This window comes from Acinetobacter sp. SA01 (genome assembly GCF_011319235.1).
Taxonomy (GTDB): Bacteria; Pseudomonadota; Gammaproteobacteria; order Pseudomonadales; family Moraxellaceae; genus Acinetobacter.
In genome coordinates this window covers 331,832-353,688 of sequence record NZ_WXXM01000001.1, presented here as the reverse complement: position 1 = coordinate 353,688, position 21,857 = coordinate 331,832, and the positions used below count along the sequence as shown (strand labels likewise).

Here is a 21,857-nt window from a genome sequence, read left to right as displayed (position 1 = left end):
TCAACACAATTATATTTTTGAGCTTTTATTATGGCTTTAGAAATGCCTGAAGAATTAGCCCGTCTGGAAGCAAATGGCGGAATTTTTGCAGTTTGGATGCTGCTGCAACATTTAGGTATTGATGCCGATATTCAGCAGCTGGTAGAGGTCTGTGGATATGATTCAGAAAATGGCACGACGACCATTGGTCTAGCTGTAGCACTAAAAAAGTTTGGTTTCAATGTTCAGTTTCATACTGAGCATGACCCTGATCTTCAGGACAGTGAAAAACTCAGTTATAAAGAAGCTGAACAACTGGGTTTACCCATTCTCCCGGCATTAAGTTATGAGCAAATCCAACAAGCATTTGAGCAAAATAAATTTGTGATTGTCTATTACGACACCTTAGATGATGTGGGTAACCACTCACTTGTTTATGATGTAAATGAGGATGAAATCTGTTTCTTTGACAGTTTTGATGCGATGCCTGCGGCTATATTTGAACAGCAACGAAAAGCAGAAGGGATTTGCCGACAAGTGATTGTGGTGGATATACAGGATGATATTAGACTTCATTCATAATGGTTGAACCCTGTTTATTTTTTCTCCCGTCTGGATAAATAATAGTACTTATGCAAGTCGTTGATAGAGGGTTAATTTTTGATTGCATAGAAAAAAGCCTCTCAAATGAGGGGCTTTTTCAATCTTAATTTATTTTTCAGCTGCTTGTGCTTTTTCAGTCCAGTAATCCGCTTTTTCTTCATCTGTTTCTATGCCTAGACCATTTTCATAGATAAAGGCCAAATCACGCATGGCTTGAACTTCACCCCATTCAGCAGCCTGTTTGACTAAAGACACAGATTTGGCCACATCTTTTTCAATCACATCGCCACGACGGAAATAACCCGCCAATTCTAAAGTCGCAGCAGGGTGTTTCTGTATATTGGCTTTGCTCAGCCAGTAATAGCCGAGTTCAAAATGTGCTTTGGATTCTTCCGGGTCTTCTTCAGCCAAGTCTTTGGCATAAACGGTATAACCTTCACCCAGCCAGTACATCGCTTCGACATTGCCATTTTCTGCGGCTTTCAGCGCCCATTCTTCGGCAAGAATAATGTCATCATCATGCTCGCTTTGCATATACAGCTCAGCCAGTTCAAATTGCGCTTTTGCATTTCCTGTAATGGCTAAATTCATCAGCGAGGCAGGAGGAGAAATTCGGTTAGACATACCTATATCCAAAAACTTTTGCTATAGCCTAAAAGGAATGAAATAAAAAAGCCAATCCGAAGATTGGCTTTTACAGTATCGTGACTAAAAACATCAACTCATGTCAGTGCTTTTAACCGAGAGGGTGTTCACAAACACTCAGTGTTCTTGCTGAATACCGGCAACCAACCAGTCCTGATTAGAACCGGCAGGTTTTACAAAGTGCCAGATTTCAGTAAACGGCTGTGGCAAGCTGTTCAAATCTTCACTTACTGTACCTGTGAAACGTACGCTCACCACATATTGACCATTTTCAGTTGCAGAATCGACCACCATTGCATTCAGGTTAGAGAACTCGGCAACGTCCTGATCTTGATTCGCCATAATGTCATTATACATCGACTGATACAGATCAGGCGTTAAATAACGTTGAATTTCAGCAATGTTGCTTGCTGTATTCATAGACTGAATATGGTTAAAGCGTTGACGCGCTACGCGCAGGAATGCAGCAGGCTCAGTACCATCTGGCAGCTGGTTGCCGCTTTGTGTTGAAGCAGCACCAAAAGGCGCTTGAGTTGCTGCAGAACCACCTACAGACTGACCAAAAATGTTGGTGCTGTCATTTGAACTACGTGGTGCTGCAGTTTGCTGACCAAACGGTGCTGTATTTCCAGCATTGTTTGGTGCATACGGATTATTAGCTGCTAATTTTTTTTTTGCTCCGAATTTACGGAACAAGAAGAAAGCGACTGCTGCTGCCAGAAGAATCCAGATCCAGCCTGGAATTCCGCCTTTTTCTTCCTCTTGCTGAGTCTGTGCATCACTTGCGGCTTTGTCATCTGCTAAAGCATTTGCTGCTACCGCACCAACTGCAGCACCTGCAACACCAGCAGCAACCATTTTACCTACACCTGAACCCGATTTTTGTTGGGTAGGTGCAACAGGTTGTTGAACAGGAGTAACTTGACGCGGTTGTTGGTAAGATTGGGTTGGAGCAGCAGAACGGCTCATGCCATGGCTTTTACCGCCACCTGCACGTTTTGCTTCGGCCATTGGTGCAACCACCATAGCTGCCATTAAAATACCGGCCATCAAACCACGCTGTCGAACTTCCATCGATTTTTTCCTAAATAAAAAAGTAAATTAGAGCTTTATAGTTATGCAGTCATTTGCATCGAATTTCAATATCAAATTGGTGATTTTTTTACATAACCTTTCATGTGTTTAAGCTTAAGCCAACTCTTCACTCAAGTTCATCGCCTCCGTCAAGGCCTCATGCAAACGTGCTACTGAAATGATCTGTACATTCGGAATCGGTTTTTGTGGCGCATTGCCACGCGGTAAAATAATGTATTTAAAACCATGCTTAATGGCTTCTTTTAAACGTTCCTGACCATTTGGCACCGGACGGATTTCACCGGACAGTCCGACTTCGCCAAATACCGCCAGTTGTTGTGGCAAGGCTTTGCCACGCAAGCTTGAAGCACAAGCCAGTAAAACGGCCAGATCCGAACCGGTTTCGGTAATTTTGAGACCGCCAACTACATTGACATAGACATCCTGTCCAGAGGTTTGCACCCCGCCGTGACGGTGCATCACTGCAAGCAGCATGTTCAGGCGGTTTTGTTCCAGACCGAGTGCCACACGACGCGGTTGACCATGCGCATCATCCACCAAAGCCTGTACTTCGACCAACAGGGGACGGGTGCCTTCGCGGCTGATCATCACAATTGAACCGGGAATGGCTTCATCATAACGGCTTAAGAAAATAGCAGACGGATTGGAGACTTCACGTAAGCCTTTATCGGTCATGCCAAACACGCCCAGTTCATTGACTGCCCCGAAACGGTTTTTTACCGCGCGAATCATTCGGTAACGTGAGTCGGATTGTCCTTCAAAATACAGCACACAATCGACCATGTGTTCCAGTACACGGGGTCCCGCCAATGCGCCTTCTTTGGTCACATGACCCACAATGAACAGCGCCGTGCCACTATTTTTGGCAAAACGGGTCAGTAAGGCTGCAGATTCACGAATTTGCGAAACACCACCCGGTGCCGACTGCAAGGTTTCAGTATATAAGGTTTGAATCGAATCCAGAATGGCAACAGCAGGGCGCTCTTGCGCAAGCACCTCGCAGATTCGTTCCACGCAGGTTTCTGCCATGACTTTAAGATGCTCAGTCGGCAATTCCAGACGATGGGCACGCAAAGCGACTTGCGACAGCGACTCTTCACCAGTCACATAGAGTGCAGAACTCTGCGCAGCTGCCATATGGGTCGCCGTTTGTAAAAGAATCGTGGATTTACCAATTCCGGGATCACCGCCAATCAGAACCACTGAACCGGTGACCAGACCACCGCCCAGAACGCGGTCAAATTCACCTATCCCGGTAGCCAAGCGTGTTTCATGTGAAACAGAAACTTTATTCAGAGTGGTGATGTTGGCAGCCTGACCGGCATAGCCGCCGCCCATTTTAGGCTGGGCACGGTGTGTTGTTGCGGGTGCAAGAGTGACTTCGAGCAGGCTGTTCCATTCACCACATTCTGAACATTGTCCCGCCCATTTCGGATGGTCAGTTCCACATTGTTCGCAACGGTAAACAGTTTTGACTTTGCTCATTTGAGTGGTATCTATATAAATCAGAGGATGGGTGAAGAATGTAGCAATAGCCGTATGGAAATACAATTTTTTGCATAAATTCTCGCCAAACTTTATCTTGGCACGTAAACTGCTAACTTGAAGGGAAATACAGAAAAGGAATACAAAATGGACCGAAATTGCGTGAAAAAGCGACAAAAACACAGTCAAGCTTGAAAAATATTTAACAAACGCTCAAAAAACTTTATTTATTTTTTTTAATTTGAGCTACTTTTATCACACGAAATTGAGAGACGAAAATAACAATGTCAAATGAGAATCATAGTTCACCGAATGAAGGTGGTGAACTGCAGCGGAGTCTGTCGAATCGGCATTTGCAGCTTATTGCGATTGGCGGGGCCATTGGTACAGGTTTGTTCATGGGGTCGGGTAAAACCATCAGCCTGGCCGGACCATCCATTCTGATCATTTATATGATTATTGGTTTTATGGTTTTTTTGGTCATGCGTGCGCTTGGCGAACTGTTACTGTCTAACCTGAAATACAAGTCTTTCATTGATTTTTCAACCGATTTGATTGGTCCGTGGGCGGGCTATTTTGTCGGCTGGACCTATTGGCTGTGCTGGATCACCATTGGTATTGCTGACTTGTCGGCCATTATTTATTACCTGCAGTTCTTTAACGGAGGGCTGCCGTTTACGCCTGGTGAAGGGGTCATGATCAGTGTTGCCGCCATTGTGTTTATTATGGGGCTGAATCTGGTTACCGTTAAATTGTTCGGTGAGTTAGAGTTCTGGTTTGCTTTAATCAAGATTATTGCCATTGTCGTATTGATTGCTGTGGGTCTGTGGATGATCTTTACCGGGTTTTCTTCTACCGCAGGTGAAGTTGCTTCCTTTACTCATCTCTGGTCACACGGCGGTATATTCCCGACAGGCGTGACGGGTTTCTTGGCCGGTTTCCAGATTGCGATTTTTGCCTTTGTGGGTGTGGAACTGGTGGGTACCACAGCAGCTGAAACCAAAGATCCTGAACAGAACTTGCCTAAAGCAGTCAACTCGATCCCTATTCGTATCATCATTTTCTATGTGCTGGCACTGGTCATTGTCATGTCAGTTACGCCATGGAACAAGATTGATCCGAACATCAGTCCATTCGTCAACCTGTTTAGTCAGGCAGGTATTGCAGCAGCAGCCATTATCATGAATTTGGTGGTACTTTCTTCGGTGATGTCATCTATGAACAGTGGGGTGTTCTCGACCAGTCGTATGCTGTTTGGTCTGTCACGTGAAGAGCAGGGTCCTAAAGCCTTTGGTCATTTAAATAAACGTGCTGTGCCTGCCAATGCACTGTATTTCTCTGCCGTGTGTTTGTTACTCGGTGCTGCACTTCAGTACTTTGTACCGAATACGGTTGAAGCGTTTACTCTTGCAACCACACTTTCAACCATCCTGTTTATCTGTGTCTGGCTGATGATTATCTGGAGCTATATCGTGTATTACAAAACACGTCCAGAATTGCATGCAAAATCGACTTTTAAATTACCGGGTGGTTTGTTGACCTGTTGGGTGGTGATTATCTTCTTTATTGGCATGATTTATGTGTTGTCTTTAGAAGCAGACACCATGAAAGCGCTGATGGTCAGCCCGATCTGGTTCATTATTTTGATTATTGGTTACTTTGGTTTCTACAAACCGAAACATAAATAATCAGGCTAGAAAATGAAAACGCCAGTTTGAAACTGGCGTTTTTTTTTATCTCACTATAATCTCTAGCGTTTAGTGCTTTGGTCATGTCCCATGATCAGGTTATACTTCTTCGAAAATATCAAATAGGTGGTCAGATGCGTCTTGTCATTTGCTGCATCAGTTTATTGGCGACAGGTTTTGCTTTAGTCGGTTGTGGTCAGTCTGGAGCTTTGCAGCTACCGAGTGATCCGAATTACGACAAACGTGCAAAATATTTGTTATATCCCAATGTAGATTCAAAACAGCAATCCTCAAATAAGCAAGAAGCCGCACCAGAGCTTCCTGCTTCATCTGCTGCAACGAATTAATTTTTAATATCTAAACGCGTCATCGAAAGGATACATTCATGAGTTTTACCCGCATCAATGGGGTTTTGCATGCCGAGCAATGTTCTCTACAACAGCTTGCGCAGCAATTTGGCACGCCACTTTATGTTTATTCAAAAGCGACTTTTGAAAAGCATTATTTAGATATGGATCGTGCTTTTAGCTTTATCGATCATCAAATTTGTTTTGCGGTAAAGTCTAACTCTAACCTTGCGGTGTTGAATGTACTGGCCAAGCGTGGCGCGGGCTTTGATATTGTTACTGGTGGTGAACTGGCTCGTGTGCTTAAGGCGGGTGGTGATGCTTCTAAAATTGTATTCTCGGGTTTAGGCAAATCTGAAGCGGATATCCAAAAAGCGCTAGAAGTAGGTATTGCCTGCTTTAACGTTGAGTCTTATGCCGAACTGGACCGTATTCAAAAAGTGGCGGCAAGCTTAGGTAAAAAAGCCCCAATTTCCTTGCGTGTCAATCCGGATGTCGATGCGAAAACTCATCCCTACATTTCAACCGGTTTAAAAGAAAACAAATTCGGTATTCCTTCCGATACTGTATTTGAAACCTATCAATATGCAGCGTCATTGCCAAACCTTGATGTTGTAGGGATTGACTGTCACATCGGTTCACAATTGACTGAAACCCAGCCTTTTGTCGATGCACTGGATCGTGTGATTGTGATGATTGAGAAACTTAAAGAATTAGGTATCAATCTAAAACACATCGATATCGGTGGTGGTTTGGGCGTGACCTATAAAGATGAAACGCCTCCATCTGTAGAAGAATATGCCAATGCCTTGAAGCCGGCTTTAGAAAAACTCGGTCTAAAAGTGTATATGGAGCCGGGTCGCAGTATTTCTGCCAATGCTGGTGTATTGCTGACCAAAGTCGATTTGCTTAAACCGACCAATCACCGTAATTTCGCGATTATTGATGCCGCGATGAACGACCTGATTCGTCCTGCTTTATATGAAGCCTGGATGGATATTCAGGAAGTGACTCCACGTAGTGATGTTGAAGCGAAAGAGTGGGATGTCGTCGGTGCAATTTGTGAAACGGGTGATTTCCTCGGTAAAGAGCGTCAGCTGGCAATCAAAGAAAATGATGTACTGGCTGTGTTGGGTGCGGGTGCTTACGGTTTCGTGATGAGCTCGAACTATAACAGTCGCGGACGTGCTGCTGAAGTGATGGTGGATGGTGATCAGGCACATCTGATTCGTGAGCGCGAAAGCATTGAATCTTTGTGGGAACGTGAACGCTTATTGCCATAATGGAGATGTCTGAGATGTTTTTAGAATTTACCAAAATGCATGGTCTGGGCAATGACTTCATGGTGGTTGATCTGATCAGCCAGCGTGCCTACCTGGATACTGTCACCATTCAGCGTTTGGCAGATCGCCACTTTGGCATTGGTTTTGACCAGTTGCTAATTGTTGAGCCGCCTGATTTACCCAATGTCGATTTTAAATATCGTATTTTCAATGCCGACGGTTCTGAAGTGGAGCAATGCGGAAACGGTGTGCGCTGTTTTGCACGTTTTGTGCATGAGCGTCAGCTCACCACCAAAACCAAAATTAAAGTGCAGACCAAAGCTGGTATTGTAGAGCCTGAGCTGGGTGTGAATGGCTGGGTTCGTGTGAACATGGGTTATCCTAAATTCTTGCCAAGTGAAATTCCATTTTTGGCAGATGAACCGGAAAACTTGTATGACATTGAACTGGCCAACAATGAAAAGCTGACTATTGATGTCGTGAATATGGGCAATCCGCATGCAGTGACTATTGTTCCCGATGTGATTACCGCAGATGTCGCACGTATTGGACCACAAGTAGAATCACATGAGCGTTTCCCGCAACGTGTCAATGCCGGTTTTATGCAAATCATTGATGAAAAGCATGCCCGTTTACGTGTTTTTGAACGCGGTGTAGGTGAAACTTTAGCCTGTGGTACAGGTGCATGCGCCGCTGCGGTTTCCGGTATGCGCCGTGGTCTGTTGGCTAATAATGTTGAAATCGAATTGGCTGGTGGCAAGTTACAAATTGAATGGAAAGAAGGCGATGTGGTGTGGATGACCGGTCCAACAGCAAACGTCTATCAGGGTCGTATCGATTTGAGTTATTACCAATAGTAAACTCATGTTTTGATGAAAAAAGCACTGTCCCTATGATGGTGCTTTTTTATGCCTGTAAATGCGTTATGCTGTACGGATTATTGCTTTTAGCCTAGAGCTTAAATGACGCATTTGATTTTTCTTCCAGGAGCATCTGGAAGTACTGAATTTTGGCAGCCACTGATTGAACTGCTGTCAGCAGATTATACAGTCCAAGTGATTGCCTATCCTGGGTTCGGTCAAGAACCAGTGCAGAATGATGTATATGATTTTAATAGTCTGAGTGATTATGTGCTGGACCAGATTCAGCAAGATTCGGTATTGGTTGCACAGTCGATGGGTGGAATTTTTGCCATACAGGCTGCATTAAAAAAATCTAATTTAATTAAAGCTATGGTACTGATTGCGACATCAGGCGGGATTGATTTAAGTCCATTTGAAGTCGAGGATTGGCGCACGGCCTATAAAAACCAGTTTCTGAATTACCCGGACTGGTTTTCTACTGTACAGTTGGATTATTCCTCTCAACTTTCAGCCATTCAGCAAAAAACATTACTGCTATGGGGAGATGCCGATCCCATCAGCCCTGTGGCTGTTGGGCAGTATTTACATCAGACATTAAAAGACTCATCGTTTCAGGTTATTCAGGGTGGAGATCATTTATTTGCTGCGCAGCACGCTACAGAGACAGCAGTGTGGGTCTCTGATTTTTTAAATTCTTTGGAAAGCAGAGCAAGGGATAGTTAATGTCATTACAAACAAACACAACTGAACTGCTCGCAATGTGGCTTAAAGAACGTGAAATTCAAAATCAGTCCAGACATACCTTGCAGGCTTATGAACGTGACGTTTCCGATTTTTTAAACTTTTGTGAAGTTAAAAAACTGGATCTGGCCAATATCGAAACCACAGATCTGCGTGAATATTTGGCCCATAAAGTGGAACAGCAAGGCTTAAGTTCCAGCAGTTTACAGCGGATGCTCTCATCCATACGCCAATTTATGAAATGGGCCGAGCAGGGGCAGTATCTGGCGTTTAATCCGGCGGATGATTTTCAGTTAAAACGTATTCCCAGACCGCTTCCGGGCATGGTTGATATTGAAACCGTGAACCAGATTCTGGATCAGCCAGCACCTGAAACCGAAGCACAGCAACAAATGTGGCTACGGGATAAAGCCATATTAGAACTATTGTATTCCAGTGGTTTACGTCTGGCTGAAGTGCAAGGTTTGCGGATTAAAGATATCGATTTTAACCGTCAGCTGTTACGTATTACCGGTAAAGGCAATAAAACCCGGGTGGTGCCTTTTGGCAGCAAGGCTCGAGATGCAGTAATGAAGTGGCTGCAAGTCTATCCATTATGGCACGGTGATTTTGTCCCGGATGCCCATGTGTTTATTACCCAAAAGGGCAATCCGCTGGGTGCGCGGCAAATTGAAAACCGGGTGAAACTGCAAGCCCTGCGTGCCGGGGTAAATGTTGATTTGCATCCACATTTGTTACGTCATTGCTTTGCCAGTCATATGCTATCCAACAGCCGGGATTTACGTGCGGTACAGGAAATGCTGGGACATAGCAATTTAACCACCACGCAAATTTATACCCATGTTGATTTTGATCATTTGGCTCAGGTGTACGATCAGGCACATCCGCGAGCGCAAGTTAAAAAGTCGTAACAATATTAAAAAATGTTAAAATTTGAATCAATCTGGCTTGGACTTTGCTTAATTATTTTAGCAGCAGTCACCGGAGTTCATTAAAGTTAAATAAGCGTATGAAAAAATATCAGGGCATAAAGATGACATTTTGAACTATTGTCGGATAATAAAAAGTCAATTTATAAGGTATAAGAATCACCTCTAACCATACAGTGAATCGCATGAATCATGTATAGCAATGAAATTATGTATGCTTTCACTACTGGTCAGTTAAATATTGGAAAGGAAAATGATAGGCGAAACAATGATTGCAGATATTTTAGAGAAATATGACCAGTTAACGGCTGCGCAAAAAGAAATTTTTGCAGGTTATGGCCTTCGTCAAGTTAAACATTTTGTCGAAATAAGTTTGCCTAATATCGAACCGGTTTTACCTGCAGGTGCGCATGTCCAGGGCATCAATGCAGAAGGTAAGGTACAGGCCATTAATGATGTGACCCAACAAACCTATCTGTGGATTTCAGACCTGCAATGGCAGGAGCGTCCCATTGCTACATCAAATGTAGATTTAAAAGAAGACTTTTTAGCAGTCTGGAACATATTTAATCTTCAGGCTTATGATTTAATTGATTTAAGCCATATCCATCGTGACTTTTTACAAAGTCAGCCTGTATAAGCAGCCTTTTAATTTGCAGACTTGATCAAGGGCTACATGATTTCATGCGATATCATTGATGTAGCCCTAAAGTTTTATAAGGTTATCAAGCTCAAAGCTAAGTAAGTTCTTGTTGCTGCACTTCAATTTTCAATCTAAGCAATAACAGATTTATTTGCACGGCAATTTTTAACATACTGAAAAATTATGAATGTGCCTAAAGATTATCGAGCGGTAACTGGAAACTCTGTTTAATAATCTGACTGGGTAAATCCGTTTTTACACTGGTTATGCCGTTTTTCTTGGTGAGATGCGCCGACTGAAATTTACGGTAACTTTCCAGGTCGGGCACGACCACTTTCAGCATGGCATCACATTCCCCCAAAATAATATAGCATTCCATCACTTGAGGAAGCTCTTTCATCGCTTCAATAAAGCAGTCAATCGTCTCGGCATCCTGACCTACCAGCCAGATGCGTGAAAACAAAATCAGCTGCAAGCCAACTTTTTGCGGGTCTACCACTGTGGTGTAATTTTGAATTACGCCTGCTTCTTCCAGTAATTTCACCCGACGCAGACACGATGATGGCGACAGTCCAATTTCACGGGCTAGATCGTTATTTTGCATACGGCCATTATTCTGCAAGGCACGAATGATATTTTTATCAATACGATCCAGCTTTACTGAAACAGATTTAGAAGATAGTTTCATAAATTAGAATATAATTTGAAAGATAATCATAATTATAGAATATTTGAAATCCTATTTTGTACTATTTGTTCGATACTGATTTTCACTTTCAAGACATGGAAAGGGAAAAGAAAATGTCTGTATTGGTACTGTTTGCCTTAACGGTTATTCCACTTATTTTCACCCCTGGACCAGATATGCTGTTTATCCTGTCTCAAGTGATAGGGAAAGATGCAAAAGCAGGCATGCTGGCAACTGTAGGGATTTGTCTGGGCTATTTGGTCCACTCTGTTTTGATGGCTTTGGGCATTGCAGCCCTTATAGTCTCGTTCCCGGTGTTATTTGAAAGTATTCGCTGGCTCGGGATCGCTTATCTATTGTTTCTGTCTGCGAGTTTGATTAAGTCGGTGTTCAGTCACAATAAATTCATCATCGAGAGAAAATCATCATCCAGTCCCATTAAAAAAGGTTTCTTTACTGCGCTATTGAACCCCAAAGGTATGCTGATCTATTTTGCAATTTTACCGCAATTTATTGATAAAGCTGGGAACATGGTGAATCAGGGTTTAATCCTGTCCTTGATCTTTATTGGACTCATCTTTGTGGTATATGGCAGTTTGAGTGTGATTTTTGCCAAAGTGACCCAAAAAACCCATATTGATGAGCGTAAACAGAAATGGATTGATGGCGCTTCAGGTGGCTTGTTAATGCTGGCTGCAACCTGGCTGATCATGAACTGATAAATGTCAAGCAAGTATGCTTTTATGGCGTGCTTGCCTGTATGGAAGGGTGTTGAGCCGAAAAGGTAATTTGTTACATATTTAACTTAAAAAATAGCTCAATTTTAGGGCAAACAGACTGAAAAATTTAGCGGAATCTGTCTTAAATGACAATTCATTACTTTGGCTGTTCTGTCGGCTATGTGTGCCAGACTCGCCAGAAACTGATCGAAAACAAGCATTAAATCAGAACTTTTGATGAAGTTAATCAGATAAAAAAATACTAAAAATCAATGCTTAAAAAATAAATAAATATTCAGGAATTTCATCTTAATAAAAGTGTGTGAAAAAAATATGAACGCCAAGTTCAAGGAAAATGATGCTTTTTTACAGCTGTTTCGATAATTGTGACTTGACCCAAATGCCGTACACATTGCAAGATAGGGCACCTAAAAAAATTTAAGTGAAGAGTTATTATAACTTTTCTCAATATTTACATTTGCTAAAACAGCCGAGGATTACATGAAGGCTCTTGTTGCTGTAAAACGTGTGGTTGATGCCAACGTTAAAGTTCGCGTTAAACCGGACAACAGTGGTGTTGACTTAACAAACGTTAAAATGTCAATTAACCCATTCTGTGAAATCGCAGTGGAAGAAGCGGTTCGTTTAAAAGAAAAAGGAACTGTTTCAGAAATCGTTGTTGTTGCTATCGGTCCTAAAGAAGCGCAAGAACAAATCCGTTCTTCAATGGCACTTGGTGCTGACCGCGGTATCCTGGTTGAAGCTGATGACAGTCAGCTCGGTGCTTTGGAAGTGGCTAAAATCCTGAAAGGTGTTGTTGACGCTGAACAACCACAATTAATCCTTCTTGGTAAACAGGCCATTGATGACGACTCTAACCAGGTTGGTCAGATGCTTGGTGCTCTACTTGGCGCAGGTCAAGGTACATTCGCTTCAGAAGTGAAAGTTGAAGGCGACAAAGTACAAGTCACTCGTGAAATCGACGGTGGCCTACAAACTGTTGAACTTGCACTTCCAGCAATTATCACCACTGACTTACGTTTGAACGAGCCACGTTATGCAGCTCTGCCAAACATCATGAAAGCGCGTAAAAAACCGCTGGATACCAAGTCTCCTGCAGATTTCGGTGTAACTGCGACAACTAAACTGAAAACAGTGAAAGTTGAAGCTCCTGCTGAACGTAAAGCGGGCGTACAAGTGAAGTCTGTAGACGAGCTTGTAGAAAAATTGAAAAATGAAGCGAAAGTGATCTAATACAGAAGGATAAAAATCATGAGTATTTTAGTTATCGCTGAGCACGACAACAAAGCATTAAACGCTGCTACTTTAAACGTTGTTGCTGCGGCGCAAAAAATCGGTGGTGATATCACTGTATTGGTAGCTGGCTCGAACGCGCAAGCTGTTGCTGACCAGGCAGCTAAAGTTGCAGGTGTAAGCAAAGTATTACTTGCTGACGACGCTGCTTATGCAAACCAGTTGGCTGAAAATGTGGCTAAACTTGTTGCTGAATTGGGCAAAGGCTATACCCATATCCTTGCTGCTTCTACCACAACGGGTAAAAACATTCTGCCTCGTGCAGCTGCACTTCTTGATGTGAGCATGATCACTGACATTATCGCTGTCGAAGGTCCTAAAACTTTCAAACGTCCAATCTATGCAGGTAACGCAATTGCAACCGTAGAGTCTGGTGAATCTATCGTTGTTGCGACTGTTCGTGGTACGGCATTTGATGCTGTAGCAAGTGAGGGTGGTGCGGCTAGCGTTGAAGCTGCTGCGTCTACTGGTGATGCGGGTCTTTCTAAATTCATCTCAGAAGAAATTGTGAAATCTGAACGTCCAGAATTAACCGCTGCACGCATCGTGGTTTCTGGTGGTCGTGGTGTGGGTTCAGGTGAAAACTATCACAAAATCCTGGATCCATTAGCGGATAAACTTGGCGCTGCTCAAGGTGCTTCACGTGCTGCAGTAGATGCTGGCTTCGTTCCTAACGACATGCAGGTTGGTCAAACGGGTAAAATCGTTGCGCCTGAGCTATACATCGCTGTTGGTATTTCTGGTGCAATCCAGCACTTGGCGGGTATGAAAGAGTCTAAAGTGATCGTTGCGATCAACAAGGATGAAGAAGCGCCAATTAACACAGTAGCTGACTACTGGTTAGTGGGTGACTTGAACACTGTAGTTCCGGAATTGGTTTCTAAAATCTAATTTCTGAACACCGTTCAAAAATAACGCTCTTGTTGCAGCAGTGAAAGCAATGCTTTTCTTTTTTGCTCAGGGGCGTTTTTTTGTGGCTGGATTTTATTAATCCCTTTTATTTCTAAGGTGTAAATATGCCAGCTATCCCAAGGAGTCTCCAGCAGATGACTGTCTGTATGACCTTAAAATGATGATTCAGCTTTCATGCGTTTGTATGCTTAGGGTAGAGAGTAAATTTAATTGATTGATATCTTTTTTAAAGGAAAAAAAGACCAGTTTAACTGAATAAGCTGCCTGAACATTTAGCAGCAAAATTTGCAGCTAGACACTGAATAAAATGAACGAAGTCACATAAAATCCCGACAAATGAAAGTGCCTAAAAAATAAACGATAAATTATAGAAAATTAACAAGATTAAGATAAGAGATATGGCACAAAAACAACAGAATTTATGCTATAATTTACGGCTGTATTTAGATTTTAACTCAGCTTATTTTGAGTTAATTTTTTGCTAGATTGATTATATAAAACGAACAGTCTGAACGGTTGTTTGTAATAAGGAGTATGCATGAGCGTATCGGAAATCCGACCGATTGCCATTGAGGATGAACTCAAAAGCTCATATCTCGACTATGCCATGAGTGTTATTGTTTCTCGTGCATTACCTGACGTGAGAGATGGCTTAAAGCCTGTTCATCGTCGTGTGCTTTTCGCTATGCACGAATTGGGCAATGACTACAATAAAGCATACAAAAAGTCAGCCCGTGTCGTCGGTGACGTGATCGGTAAATATCACCCACATGGTGACTCTGCTGTTTATGAAACCATTGTTCGTATGGCGCAAGACTTTAGCCTGCGTTATCAACTGGTAGATGGTCAAGGTAACTTCGGTTCTGTTGATGGCGATAGTGCAGCAGCAATGCGTTATACCGAAGTGCGTATGCGTAAGCTGACCCATGAGCTTTTGGCCGATCTAGAAAAAGACACAGTCGAGTGGGAAGACAACTACGACGGTTCTGAACGCATTCCACAAGTCATGCCTACACGTGTTCCTAACTTGCTGATTAACGGTGTAACCGGTATTGCAGTAGGTATGGCGACCAATATGGCACCACACAACATGACAGAAGTGATCAATGCATGTTTGGCCTATGCGGAAAACCCGAATATTTCCATTGAAGGCTTGATGGAACATATCTCTGGTCCAGATTTCCCTACAGGCGGTATCATTTACGGTAAATCCGGCATTGTCGATGCTTACCGTACAGGTAAAGGTCGTCTTCATATTCGTGGTAAATATCACATTGAAGAAGATCAGAAGACTGGCCGTAACACCATCGTATTCACTGAAATTCCTTATCAGGTCAATAAAGCAAAAACCATTGAACGTATTGCTGAATTGGTCAAAGAGAAGAAACTGGAAGGGATTTCTGAGCTTCGTGATGAATCCGATAAAGAAGGGATGCGTATTGCCATTGACCTGAAGCGTGGTGAAAACGCTGAAGTGATTGTCAATAACCTGTTCCTGAATACCCAGTTAGAAAATTCATTCAGCATCAACATGGTCTGCCTAGACAACGGCCAGCCGAAGTTGATGAACCTGAAAGACATCATTGCTGCGTTCATCCGTCACCGCCAAGAAGTGGTGACTCGCCGTACCATGTTCGAACTGCGTAAAGCGCGTGAACGTGGCCATATCCTGGAAGGCTTGACCGTTGCACTCGCAAACATCGATGCGATTATTGAAACCATCAAGACCTCTGCCAACCCGGGCGAAGCGCGCGAGCGTTTACAGGCGGGTGAATGGGCTGCGGGTGGCGTAGTTGCCTTGCTGGAAAAAGCGGGGTCGGTTTCTGTACGTCCTGATGAGATTGAAGGTGAAGATCCAAACCGTCGATTCGGTTTAGATGGTAATGTTTACCGTTTATCTCCAGCACAGGTTGGTGCAATTCTTGAACTACGTTTACACCGCTTAACTGGTCTGGAACAAGACAAGTTACATGCTGAATATTCTGAAATTTTGGGTCAAATTGCTGAATTAACTGCAATTTTGAACGATTTCAATTTATTGATGGCAGTGATTAAAGAAGAATTGGCGTTAATCCTGCAACAATATGGCGATGCACGTCGTACCGCGATTGTTGAATCACGTATTGATTTCTCTCGCGAAGATTTGATTCCTGAAGAACAGGTGGTCTTGACCGTTTCTAAAACCGGTTATGCGAAAACCCAGCCACTTTCTGACTATGCTGCGCAGCGTCGTGGTGGTCGTGGTAAGTCTGCGACCTCAATGAAAGAAGATGATTACATCCAGCATCTGATTGTGACATCGAACCATGCAACGGTACTTTGCTTCACCGATGTCGGTAAAGTTTATCGTCTGAAAGTATTTGAAGTACCGCAAGCTTCGCGTGGTGCTAAAGGTCGCCCAATGGTGAACCTGTTACCGCTTGATGCCAACGAAACCATTACTGCAATTCTTCCGGTGATTGATGCACCGAAGAAATTCAAAGAACGTCTGGCAGATTTCAAGGCATTTGTAAAAGCCAATGCTGCGAAACTGCAAGAAAATGAAATCATCAATTCACATTATGCTGAACTGGAAGCGGCACTTGCTGAACTTGAAGATGGTGCAGATGACTTGTCTGATGCATTACGTGTTCAATTGAAGCAATTGGGTGTTGAGCTTTCAGCAAGCGATCTGGATGATGAAATCATTGTCGACTTTGCGCAGCAAGCCGAAGCGGTACGTAAAAATTTCTATGTGTTTATGGCGACCGAGTACGGTACGATCAAGCGTGTAGAACTTGAACAGTTCAGTAATGTTCGTTCAAATGGTTTACGTGCCATTGAACTCACTGGCGATGATACCTTGATTGGTGTTGCGATTACCGATGGCGAACAGCAAATTATGTTGTTCTCGAATGAAGGTAAAGCGATCCGTTTTGCTGAAACTGATGTGCGTTCAATGGGACGTTCAGCCAAAGGTGTACGCGGTATGCGTGTGACCATTGGTGCAGCGCAAGTTGAAGATGCCGAAGATGCCGATATCGAGTCAGATGACGAAGATAGTTCAGATTCAGCCTTAATCAGCCGTATTGTTTCACTGGTGGTTGTCCCTGAAACGGGTGAAGTACTGTGTGCATCTGAAAATGGCTACGGTAAACGTACCCCTGTAGATGACTTCCCAACCAAGAAACGTGGTGGTAAGGGTGTGATTGCGATCAAGACCTCTGAACGTAACGGTCAGTTGGTGGGTGCAGTTGCGATTGATGCCTCTAAAGAACTGATGTTGATTTCTGATGGTGGTACTTTGGTACGTACCCGTGCTTCTGAAGTTGCTCAAACTGGTCGTAACGCACAAGGTGTACGTTTGATCCGTTTAGGTAATGACGAGTTACTTGTAGGCGTAGTTTCGGTTGAAGCTGTAGAAGAAGATGAATTTATTGAAGCAGTGGAAGGCGAAGAAGTTGTTGCCTCTACAGCTTTAATTGATTCTGAAACTTTGGTGGATGATGAAACCATTGCTGACGAAGCTGATACTGAATCGGATTTAAGAGATTCTGAAGACTAAGTTTTGATATCAAAAAGAAGGGCGCTTAGGCGCTCTTTTTTTATGCTTATGATTTGTTAGCAGGATGTTTTCCTTACCACTAATAATTATTACTTAGAATAAGAATGTTTGGATTTTTAAAAAATTAATTTCTGAATAGGTGATTTTAATGGTTTTAGGAGAGCATGATTCATTATTCTTAAAAACAATAATAAAAGCCAATAGCTAGGATTTACATAAGCTATTTGATTCAATGAGTCAAAATTAGATTAATTGATATTCTTAAAGGTAAGTCGCAGGATTAAAAGACTTCTTTCATTATTGGAGTCATGAGTGTGGCATGGATGCCACACGTTTCCCATCATGACAAGGATGTCATGTATGGGAAACAAAAGGTTTTTGTCTACTTTTGACCTTTCAAAAGTAGAGGTAATGCCTACGCAAAGGCATAAAAATTGAATCAATCAAATGAGGCAATGCTGATTTTTAAAAGAGCCTATAAATAATTTTTTGACTTATGCAAGTTATCTAAAGAATTAGATTTAAAAGATATTTAAGAAATAAAAAAGGAAGCCGAAGCTTCCTTTTTTGATTTATAAATTATGCAGCTTCTTTTAATTCAACAGCATAATTTTTTTGCTTTTCAGCATCGAACTGACCTTCCCATTTACTGATCACAAGAACAGCCAACGAGTTACCAATCACATTTAATACAGTACGAGCCATATCCAGAATACGGTCAATACCGGCAATAAATGCCAAGCCTTCAAGCGGAATACCCACACTACCCAAGGTTGCCAACAATACAACGAAAGATACGCCAGGCACACCGGCAATACCTTTAGAAGTAATCATCAAGGTTAACACCAGAATGATTTGCTGGGTCATGCTTAAATCAATACCGTAAAGCTGCGCAATAAAGATGGCTGCAATACTTTGATATAAGGTCGAACCATCCAGGTTAAATGAATAACCGATTGGAATCACAAAACTGGTAATGGATTTCGGTGCACCATAGGCTTCCATTTTTTCCATCAGGCGCGGTAATACTGTCTCGGAACTTGCAGTTGAATAAGACAGAATCAGCTCATCTTTTAGAATTTTAATAATTTCCCAAATACTGAAACCACAGAATTTGGCAACAAGTCCTAAAATGACAAAGATGAAGAAGAAAATAGCACCATAAACCAATAATGCCAATTTGACTAACGGAAGCAGTGAGCTAAAGCCGAAGTTCGCAACAGTCGCCGCAATCAGGCCAAATACACCGAAAGGTGCAAAAAGCATGATCATATGGGTGACTTTGAACATGGTTTCAGCAACCGCATGCAACACATCAATCAGTGGTTTTTTGGTTTCTTTCGCTAAAGATCCCAAACCAATACCGAAGATCACGGAGAAGAAGATGATTGGCAACATATGCCCATCGGTCAGTGATCCAAAAATATTAGACGGGATTAAAGATAAAATGGTATTGACCAGACCATGCGAGTGACTACTCACTTCCTGGGTGGTTTGCTGATATTTAGAGATATCTGTTTGGGTCAAACTCGACATGTCAATACCGGCACCTGGCTGGAATACATTTGCAGCAACTATGCCGACAATAATCGCAACCGTGGTAATAATTTCAAAATAAACAATAGTTTTGAAACCCAGTTTACCCAAGTTTTGACCATGACTTGCATTGGCAATACCTAAAATCAGCATTGAAAGTACAAGTGGAATGACAATCATCTTAATCAAACTAATAAAGATTGCGCCCAAAGGGCTCAGCAGATTATTAATCAGAGTTTCACGATATTCGGGAGAATAGTGTAGAAAAGAGCCTACAAGCACACCTAAAATGAGCGCAATGACGATTTGCCAAGCAAGACTAATCTTAATCTTTTTCATGCTAAGCCCTTAAAATCAAATTTCAATAAAAAAGCTGCTATAACACTGTCGATCTCACATCGGCATGTTACGGGGAGCGTGGGAATGAATAATATAAAAAAAATTCATGAAATATGAACAGGGGGCTATTTTGCATCGATTAGTATATTCAATCTAACTTTTTTCTTCATAATTGATTCAAAAGATCAAAAAAAGATCAATTTTGGTATTAAAAATAACCAAATGGTAAAGTTTTATTTAATAATCTTATGAGTTCATAGCTAAAATCTTACTTTTTAGCAGATCGGATCAGGCGAAAATATGCCCAAACCAGACAAATGCCGGCAAAGGTTGCCAGATAAATCATTTTTGGAATGACCAGCTGGGTAGGCACTCCCATCTGGTTCAATTGAATAAACATCTGTATGCCTTGGGTGGAAGGTAGCGCTTGGCCTAGCCACTGCATCCATTCCGGCATTGCGGCATGCGGCCACGCCGTACCTGAAAGTAAGAACAGCGGAATAGAGTTAAATACAATCACGTGACCTGCACGTTCCGGCATATCCAGAAAAGAGGCGATCAGCATGCTGAGGCCAATCACGCAGCTCAGAAATATTGGGACCGCAATGAGCATGCCCCAGAAGTTACCACCCCTTGGATAGTCATTCAGCCAAAAAGTAAATCCAAATAAATATAAACAGCCCAGAAAACCAATGGTCAAAATGGCACTGAATAATGCCCAGAATTCGGTTCGACTCGGTGTCCAGTGCTTTTCACGATAAGTCGCAATTAACATGCACAGACCCAGCAAAATGGTTTGATGGATAATCAATGGTGCAACGGCCGGAAAAATATAACTGCCATAGCCAGACAGGGTATTGAACAAGGGAATTTGATGGATCGACAGCGCCGGAGCAAATTCAGAAATATGCTGAAATTTTTCGGCTTGTTCAACCAGCGCATGTTCAACCGATGCAGCCAGTCCCAAACCGATCTTCTGGGTTTTTAAGAAATTGGCGGCACTTAAATATAAACCGATGCCACCCACTTCACCATGACGCAGACTGCCAGATAAGTTATCTGGAAGCAGTAAAATTCCGTCTGCCTGTTGCAGCTTGATCATCTGTTTTGCTTCGGAAAAAGTACCAGTCACTGCACGGATTTCAACATTGGGGCTTTTAGCCACTTCGCCAATAATGCGGGACGTTACCGGGCTTTGTTCTTCATCTACAATCACAATTGGTAAAGATTCTGCATGTTCTGCCTGATAGGCAGCCGGGTAGAAGAAACTGTATAAAAATACCGAGAGTACCAACGTGGTGAAAATAGAGCTATTTGAAGCAATATCTTTAAATGTTTTTAAATAAGAGTGCAGAAAGTTTTTAAGGGTTTTCATGCCTGAACTCCCTTTAGATATTTTTTAAGGAAGAAGTAGGCTGTGCCCAGATAAAACAGGCAATACACGGCTAAAACTGCAAGCGGTAACAGTGAAATGGATACAGGACTGCCGATGACCCATTGTTCCGTCTGTAATTTGGCATAAGGCGTATAGGGAATAATATTGGACCAGAACTGGGTGAATAAGGGTGCATTGTTCAGCGGTAAAGTCACCCCGGCAAAACTTAAAGATGACCCGCCATACACGGCAATAAAACCAAAACTTTTCGCCAGATTATGTGTGACCAAAACCACGCTGCTGCTGATCAAGGCATATGCACTATAGAGAAGAAATTGTCCCAATAGAATAGGCCAGAGCTGTCCCTGTATAAACCAGCCGCGAATTTCCACCAGCCAGAACATCCATAACCAGGTCCAAAAGCTGAAAATCAGCACATAGGTTATATTTTTGGAAAGCAAAGCTAAGAAGACATTTTGCCCAGTTGTCCATATTTTTGTCGTGCCAAATTTCAACTCTTGTCCTACGGCAAAAGCCACGCAGCAACACAGCAATAAATGCAAAATCGCCGGGATCATGTACGGTTCTAAATACAATTCATAACTTAGCCCGGGATTAAATAGCGGCGAAATTTTGACATTCGGCGTAGGTGCGTCCAAATAAGGAGTCTGATTTTGCAAATAACTGTGTCCAGTAAAGTCGGCCAGTGCCTGCAAAGTGCTGATCAGCATGGCCGATGAAATGCTATTACCGACACTAAAATAACTTTGGTTATAGGCAATACTGATCTGGGCATCCTTGGCTTGAACCAGTCGTTGTTCGGCACCTTCTGGAATGGTGATATAACCCCAGATTTTATTTTGATTGAGTAGCTGTTCAACTTCGTCCTGACTGCTGGAAATCGTGCTGATGCTCAGGGTGTTGTTCTGACGGACAGAGTGTTCAATATTACGGCTCAGTTCACTCTGATCCTGGTCAATAATGGCAATCGGCAGATGGCTGGGTTTACCTTGAGCAAACATACTTGCGAACAGCACAATCACAAAGGCAGGTGCCAAGGTGACCATGCATAAATCCCACTTATGCTTGAGCAAATAACCAAGTTCACGCAGTATGCCATGCAGCATGA

The 21,857-nt window shown here is 42.6% G+C and carries 19 protein-coding genes; 12 read left to right on the top strand and 7 right to left on the bottom strand.

The window, feature by feature from the left end:
* Window positions 1-30 precede the first annotated feature (30 nt).
* Window positions 31-561, top strand: coding sequence for a cysteine peptidase family C39 domain-containing protein (locus GTU69_RS01795; RefSeq protein ID WP_166167368.1), 531 nt, complete (start codon window positions 31-33; stop codon window positions 559-561).
* 129 nt (window positions 562-690) lie between these two features.
* On the opposite strand, the gene GTU69_RS01790 is transcribed toward GTU69_RS01795, so the two are convergent.
* From GTU69_RS01790 to radA, 3 genes are all read right to left on the bottom strand, one after another.
* Window positions 691-1,206 (bottom strand): tetratricopeptide repeat protein, encoded by a 516-nt coding sequence (locus GTU69_RS01790; protein WP_166167365.1) that lies wholly within the window; start codon window positions 1,204-1,206, stop codon window positions 691-693.
* Between the two features lie 138 nt (window positions 1,207-1,344).
* Window positions 1,345-2,301 carry a Tim44-like domain-containing protein gene (locus tag GTU69_RS01785; protein WP_166167362.1) on the bottom strand — a complete coding sequence of 319 codons (957 nt, stop codon included), beginning with the start codon at window positions 2,299-2,301 and terminating at the stop codon, window positions 1,345-1,347.
* A gap of 114 nt (window positions 2,302-2,415) precedes the next feature.
* Window positions 2,416-3,807: a DNA repair protein RadA gene (radA, locus tag GTU69_RS01780; RefSeq protein ID WP_166167359.1), complete on the bottom strand. Its 1,392-nt coding sequence runs from the start codon at window positions 3,805-3,807 to the stop codon at window positions 2,416-2,418.
* A gap of 284 nt (window positions 3,808-4,091) precedes the next feature.
* On the opposite strand from radA, the gene GTU69_RS01775 reads away from it, so the two are divergent.
* The 7 genes from GTU69_RS01775 to GTU69_RS01745 all read left to right on the top strand — a co-directional run bounded on the left by GTU69_RS01775 (window position 4,092) and on the right by GTU69_RS01745 (window position 10,298).
* Window positions 4,092-5,495, top strand: coding sequence for an amino acid permease (locus GTU69_RS01775; RefSeq protein ID WP_166167356.1), 1,404 nt, complete (start codon window positions 4,092-4,094; stop codon window positions 5,493-5,495).
* A gap of 134 nt (window positions 5,496-5,629) precedes the next feature.
* Entirely contained in the window at window positions 5,630-5,842 is a 213-nt protein-coding gene (locus GTU69_RS01770; protein ID WP_166167353.1) for a lipoprotein, read from the top strand.
* 38 nt (window positions 5,843-5,880) lie between these two features.
* Window positions 5,881-7,125 (top strand): diaminopimelate decarboxylase, encoded by a 1,245-nt coding sequence (gene lysA, locus GTU69_RS01765; RefSeq protein WP_166167351.1) that lies wholly within the window; start codon window positions 5,881-5,883, stop codon window positions 7,123-7,125.
* A 14-nt stretch (window positions 7,126-7,139) separates the two neighbouring features.
* Window positions 7,140-7,982 carry a diaminopimelate epimerase gene (gene dapF, locus GTU69_RS01760; protein ID WP_086196219.1) on the top strand — a complete coding sequence of 281 codons (843 nt, stop codon included), beginning with the start codon at window positions 7,140-7,142 and terminating at the stop codon, window positions 7,980-7,982.
* A 105-nt stretch (window positions 7,983-8,087) separates the two neighbouring features.
* Window positions 8,088-8,711: an alpha/beta fold hydrolase gene (locus GTU69_RS01755; protein WP_166167348.1), complete on the top strand. Its 624-nt coding sequence runs from the start codon at window positions 8,088-8,090 to the stop codon at window positions 8,709-8,711.
* A gap of 35 nt (window positions 8,712-8,746) precedes the next feature.
* On the top strand, window positions 8,747-9,640 hold the full coding sequence (gene xerA / locus GTU69_RS01750) for a site-specific tyrosine recombinase/integron integrase (protein ID WP_166167844.1): 894 nt from the start codon (window positions 8,747-8,749) through the stop codon (window positions 9,638-9,640).
* A gap of 271 nt (window positions 9,641-9,911) precedes the next feature.
* Complete coding sequence (locus GTU69_RS01745; protein ID WP_171521986.1) at window positions 9,912-10,298, top strand: hypothetical protein; 387 nt, start codon at window positions 9,912-9,914, stop codon at window positions 10,296-10,298.
* A 196-nt stretch (window positions 10,299-10,494) separates the two neighbouring features.
* Here GTU69_RS01745 and GTU69_RS01740 read toward each other — a convergent pair whose 3' ends face one another.
* Complete coding sequence (locus GTU69_RS01740; protein WP_166167345.1) at window positions 10,495-10,989, bottom strand: Lrp/AsnC family transcriptional regulator; 495 nt, start codon at window positions 10,987-10,989, stop codon at window positions 10,495-10,497.
* Window positions 10,990-11,102: 113 nt separating this feature from the next.
* Here GTU69_RS01740 and GTU69_RS01735 point away from each other — a divergent pair, with 113 nt between their 5' ends.
* The 4 genes from GTU69_RS01735 (at window position 11,103) to gyrA (ending at window position 17,478) form a co-directional block, all read left to right on the top strand.
* Complete coding sequence (locus tag GTU69_RS01735; protein ID WP_166167342.1) at window positions 11,103-11,708, top strand: LysE family translocator; 606 nt, start codon at window positions 11,103-11,105, stop codon at window positions 11,706-11,708.
* 501 nt (window positions 11,709-12,209) lie between these two features.
* Entirely contained in the window at window positions 12,210-12,962 is a 753-nt protein-coding gene (locus GTU69_RS01730; RefSeq protein ID WP_166167339.1) for an electron transfer flavoprotein subunit beta/FixA family protein, read from the top strand.
* 18 nt (window positions 12,963-12,980) lie between these two features.
* The gene (locus GTU69_RS01725) at window positions 12,981-13,913 is read left to right on the top strand and encodes an FAD-binding protein (protein ID WP_166167335.1); all 933 of its coding nucleotides are present in this window, start codon (window positions 12,981-12,983) and stop codon (window positions 13,911-13,913) included.
* A 559-nt stretch (window positions 13,914-14,472) separates the two neighbouring features.
* A complete protein-coding gene (gene gyrA / locus GTU69_RS01720; protein ID WP_166167332.1) occupies window positions 14,473-17,478 on the top strand; it encodes a DNA gyrase subunit A in 3,006 nt (1,001 codons plus the stop codon).
* A 579-nt stretch (window positions 17,479-18,057) separates the two neighbouring features.
* Here the strand turns inward: gyrA and gltP are convergent.
* The 3 genes from gltP to GTU69_RS01705 all read right to left on the bottom strand — a co-directional run bounded on the left by gltP (window position 18,058) and on the right by GTU69_RS01705 (window position 21,855).
* Window positions 18,058-19,353, bottom strand: a complete 1,296-nt coding sequence (gltP, locus tag GTU69_RS01715) for a glutamate/aspartate:proton symporter GltP (RefSeq protein ID WP_166167329.1) — start codon at window positions 19,351-19,353, stop codon at window positions 18,058-18,060.
* Between the two features lie 268 nt (window positions 19,354-19,621).
* Complete coding sequence (locus GTU69_RS01710; RefSeq protein ID WP_166167326.1) at window positions 19,622-20,728, bottom strand: ABC transporter permease; 1,107 nt, start codon at window positions 20,726-20,728, stop codon at window positions 19,622-19,624.
* Window positions 20,725-21,855, bottom strand: coding sequence for an ABC transporter permease (locus GTU69_RS01705; RefSeq protein ID WP_166167323.1), 1,131 nt, complete (start codon window positions 21,853-21,855; stop codon window positions 20,725-20,727). The genes GTU69_RS01710 and GTU69_RS01705 overlap by 4 nt, the downstream gene beginning before the upstream one ends.
* Window positions 21,856-21,857: the final 2 nt, after the last annotated feature.

Bases quoted from the DNA above. Each gene is read 5' to 3' on its own strand.
- GTU69_RS01795 (WP_166167368.1), top strand. From the start codon at position 31: ATGGCTTTAGAAATGCCTGAAGAATTAGCCCGTCTGGAAGCAAATGGC.
- GTU69_RS01790 (WP_166167365.1), bottom strand. From the start codon at position 1,206: ATGTCTAACCGAATTTCTCCTCCTGCCTCGCTGATGAATTTAGCCATT.
- GTU69_RS01785 (WP_166167362.1), bottom strand. From the start codon at position 2,301: ATGGAAGTTCGACAGCGTGGTTTGATGGCCGGTATTTTAATGGCAGCT.
- radA (WP_166167359.1), bottom strand. From the start codon at position 3,807: ATGAGCAAAGTCAAAACTGTTTACCGTTGCGAACAATGTGGAACTGAC.
- GTU69_RS01775 (WP_166167356.1), top strand. From the start codon at position 4,092: ATGTCAAATGAGAATCATAGTTCACCGAATGAAGGTGGTGAACTGCAG.
- GTU69_RS01770 (WP_166167353.1), top strand. From the start codon at position 5,630: ATGCGTCTTGTCATTTGCTGCATCAGTTTATTGGCGACAGGTTTTGCT.
- lysA (WP_166167351.1), top strand. From the start codon at position 5,881: ATGAGTTTTACCCGCATCAATGGGGTTTTGCATGCCGAGCAATGTTCT.
- dapF (WP_086196219.1), top strand. From the start codon at position 7,140: ATGTTTTTAGAATTTACCAAAATGCATGGTCTGGGCAATGACTTCATG.
- GTU69_RS01755 (WP_166167348.1), top strand. From the start codon at position 8,088: ATGACGCATTTGATTTTTCTTCCAGGAGCATCTGGAAGTACTGAATTT.
- xerA (WP_166167844.1), top strand. From the start codon at position 8,747: ATGTGGCTTAAAGAACGTGAAATTCAAAATCAGTCCAGACATACCTTG.
- GTU69_RS01745 (WP_171521986.1), top strand. From the start codon at position 9,912: ATGATAGGCGAAACAATGATTGCAGATATTTTAGAGAAATATGACCAG.
- GTU69_RS01740 (WP_166167345.1), bottom strand. From the start codon at position 10,989: ATGAAACTATCTTCTAAATCTGTTTCAGTAAAGCTGGATCGTATTGAT.
- GTU69_RS01735 (WP_166167342.1), top strand. From the start codon at position 11,103: ATGTCTGTATTGGTACTGTTTGCCTTAACGGTTATTCCACTTATTTTC.
- GTU69_RS01730 (WP_166167339.1), top strand. From the start codon at position 12,210: ATGAAGGCTCTTGTTGCTGTAAAACGTGTGGTTGATGCCAACGTTAAA.
- GTU69_RS01725 (WP_166167335.1), top strand. From the start codon at position 12,981: ATGAGTATTTTAGTTATCGCTGAGCACGACAACAAAGCATTAAACGCT.
- gyrA (WP_166167332.1), top strand. From the start codon at position 14,473: ATGAGCGTATCGGAAATCCGACCGATTGCCATTGAGGATGAACTCAAA.
- gltP (WP_166167329.1), bottom strand. From the start codon at position 19,353: ATGAAAAAGATTAAGATTAGTCTTGCTTGGCAAATCGTCATTGCGCTC.
- GTU69_RS01710 (WP_166167326.1), bottom strand. From the start codon at position 20,728: ATGAAAACCCTTAAAAACTTTCTGCACTCTTATTTAAAAACATTTAAA.
- GTU69_RS01705 (WP_166167323.1), bottom strand. From the start codon at position 21,855: ATGCTGCATGGCATACTGCGTGAACTTGGTTATTTGCTCAAGCATAAG.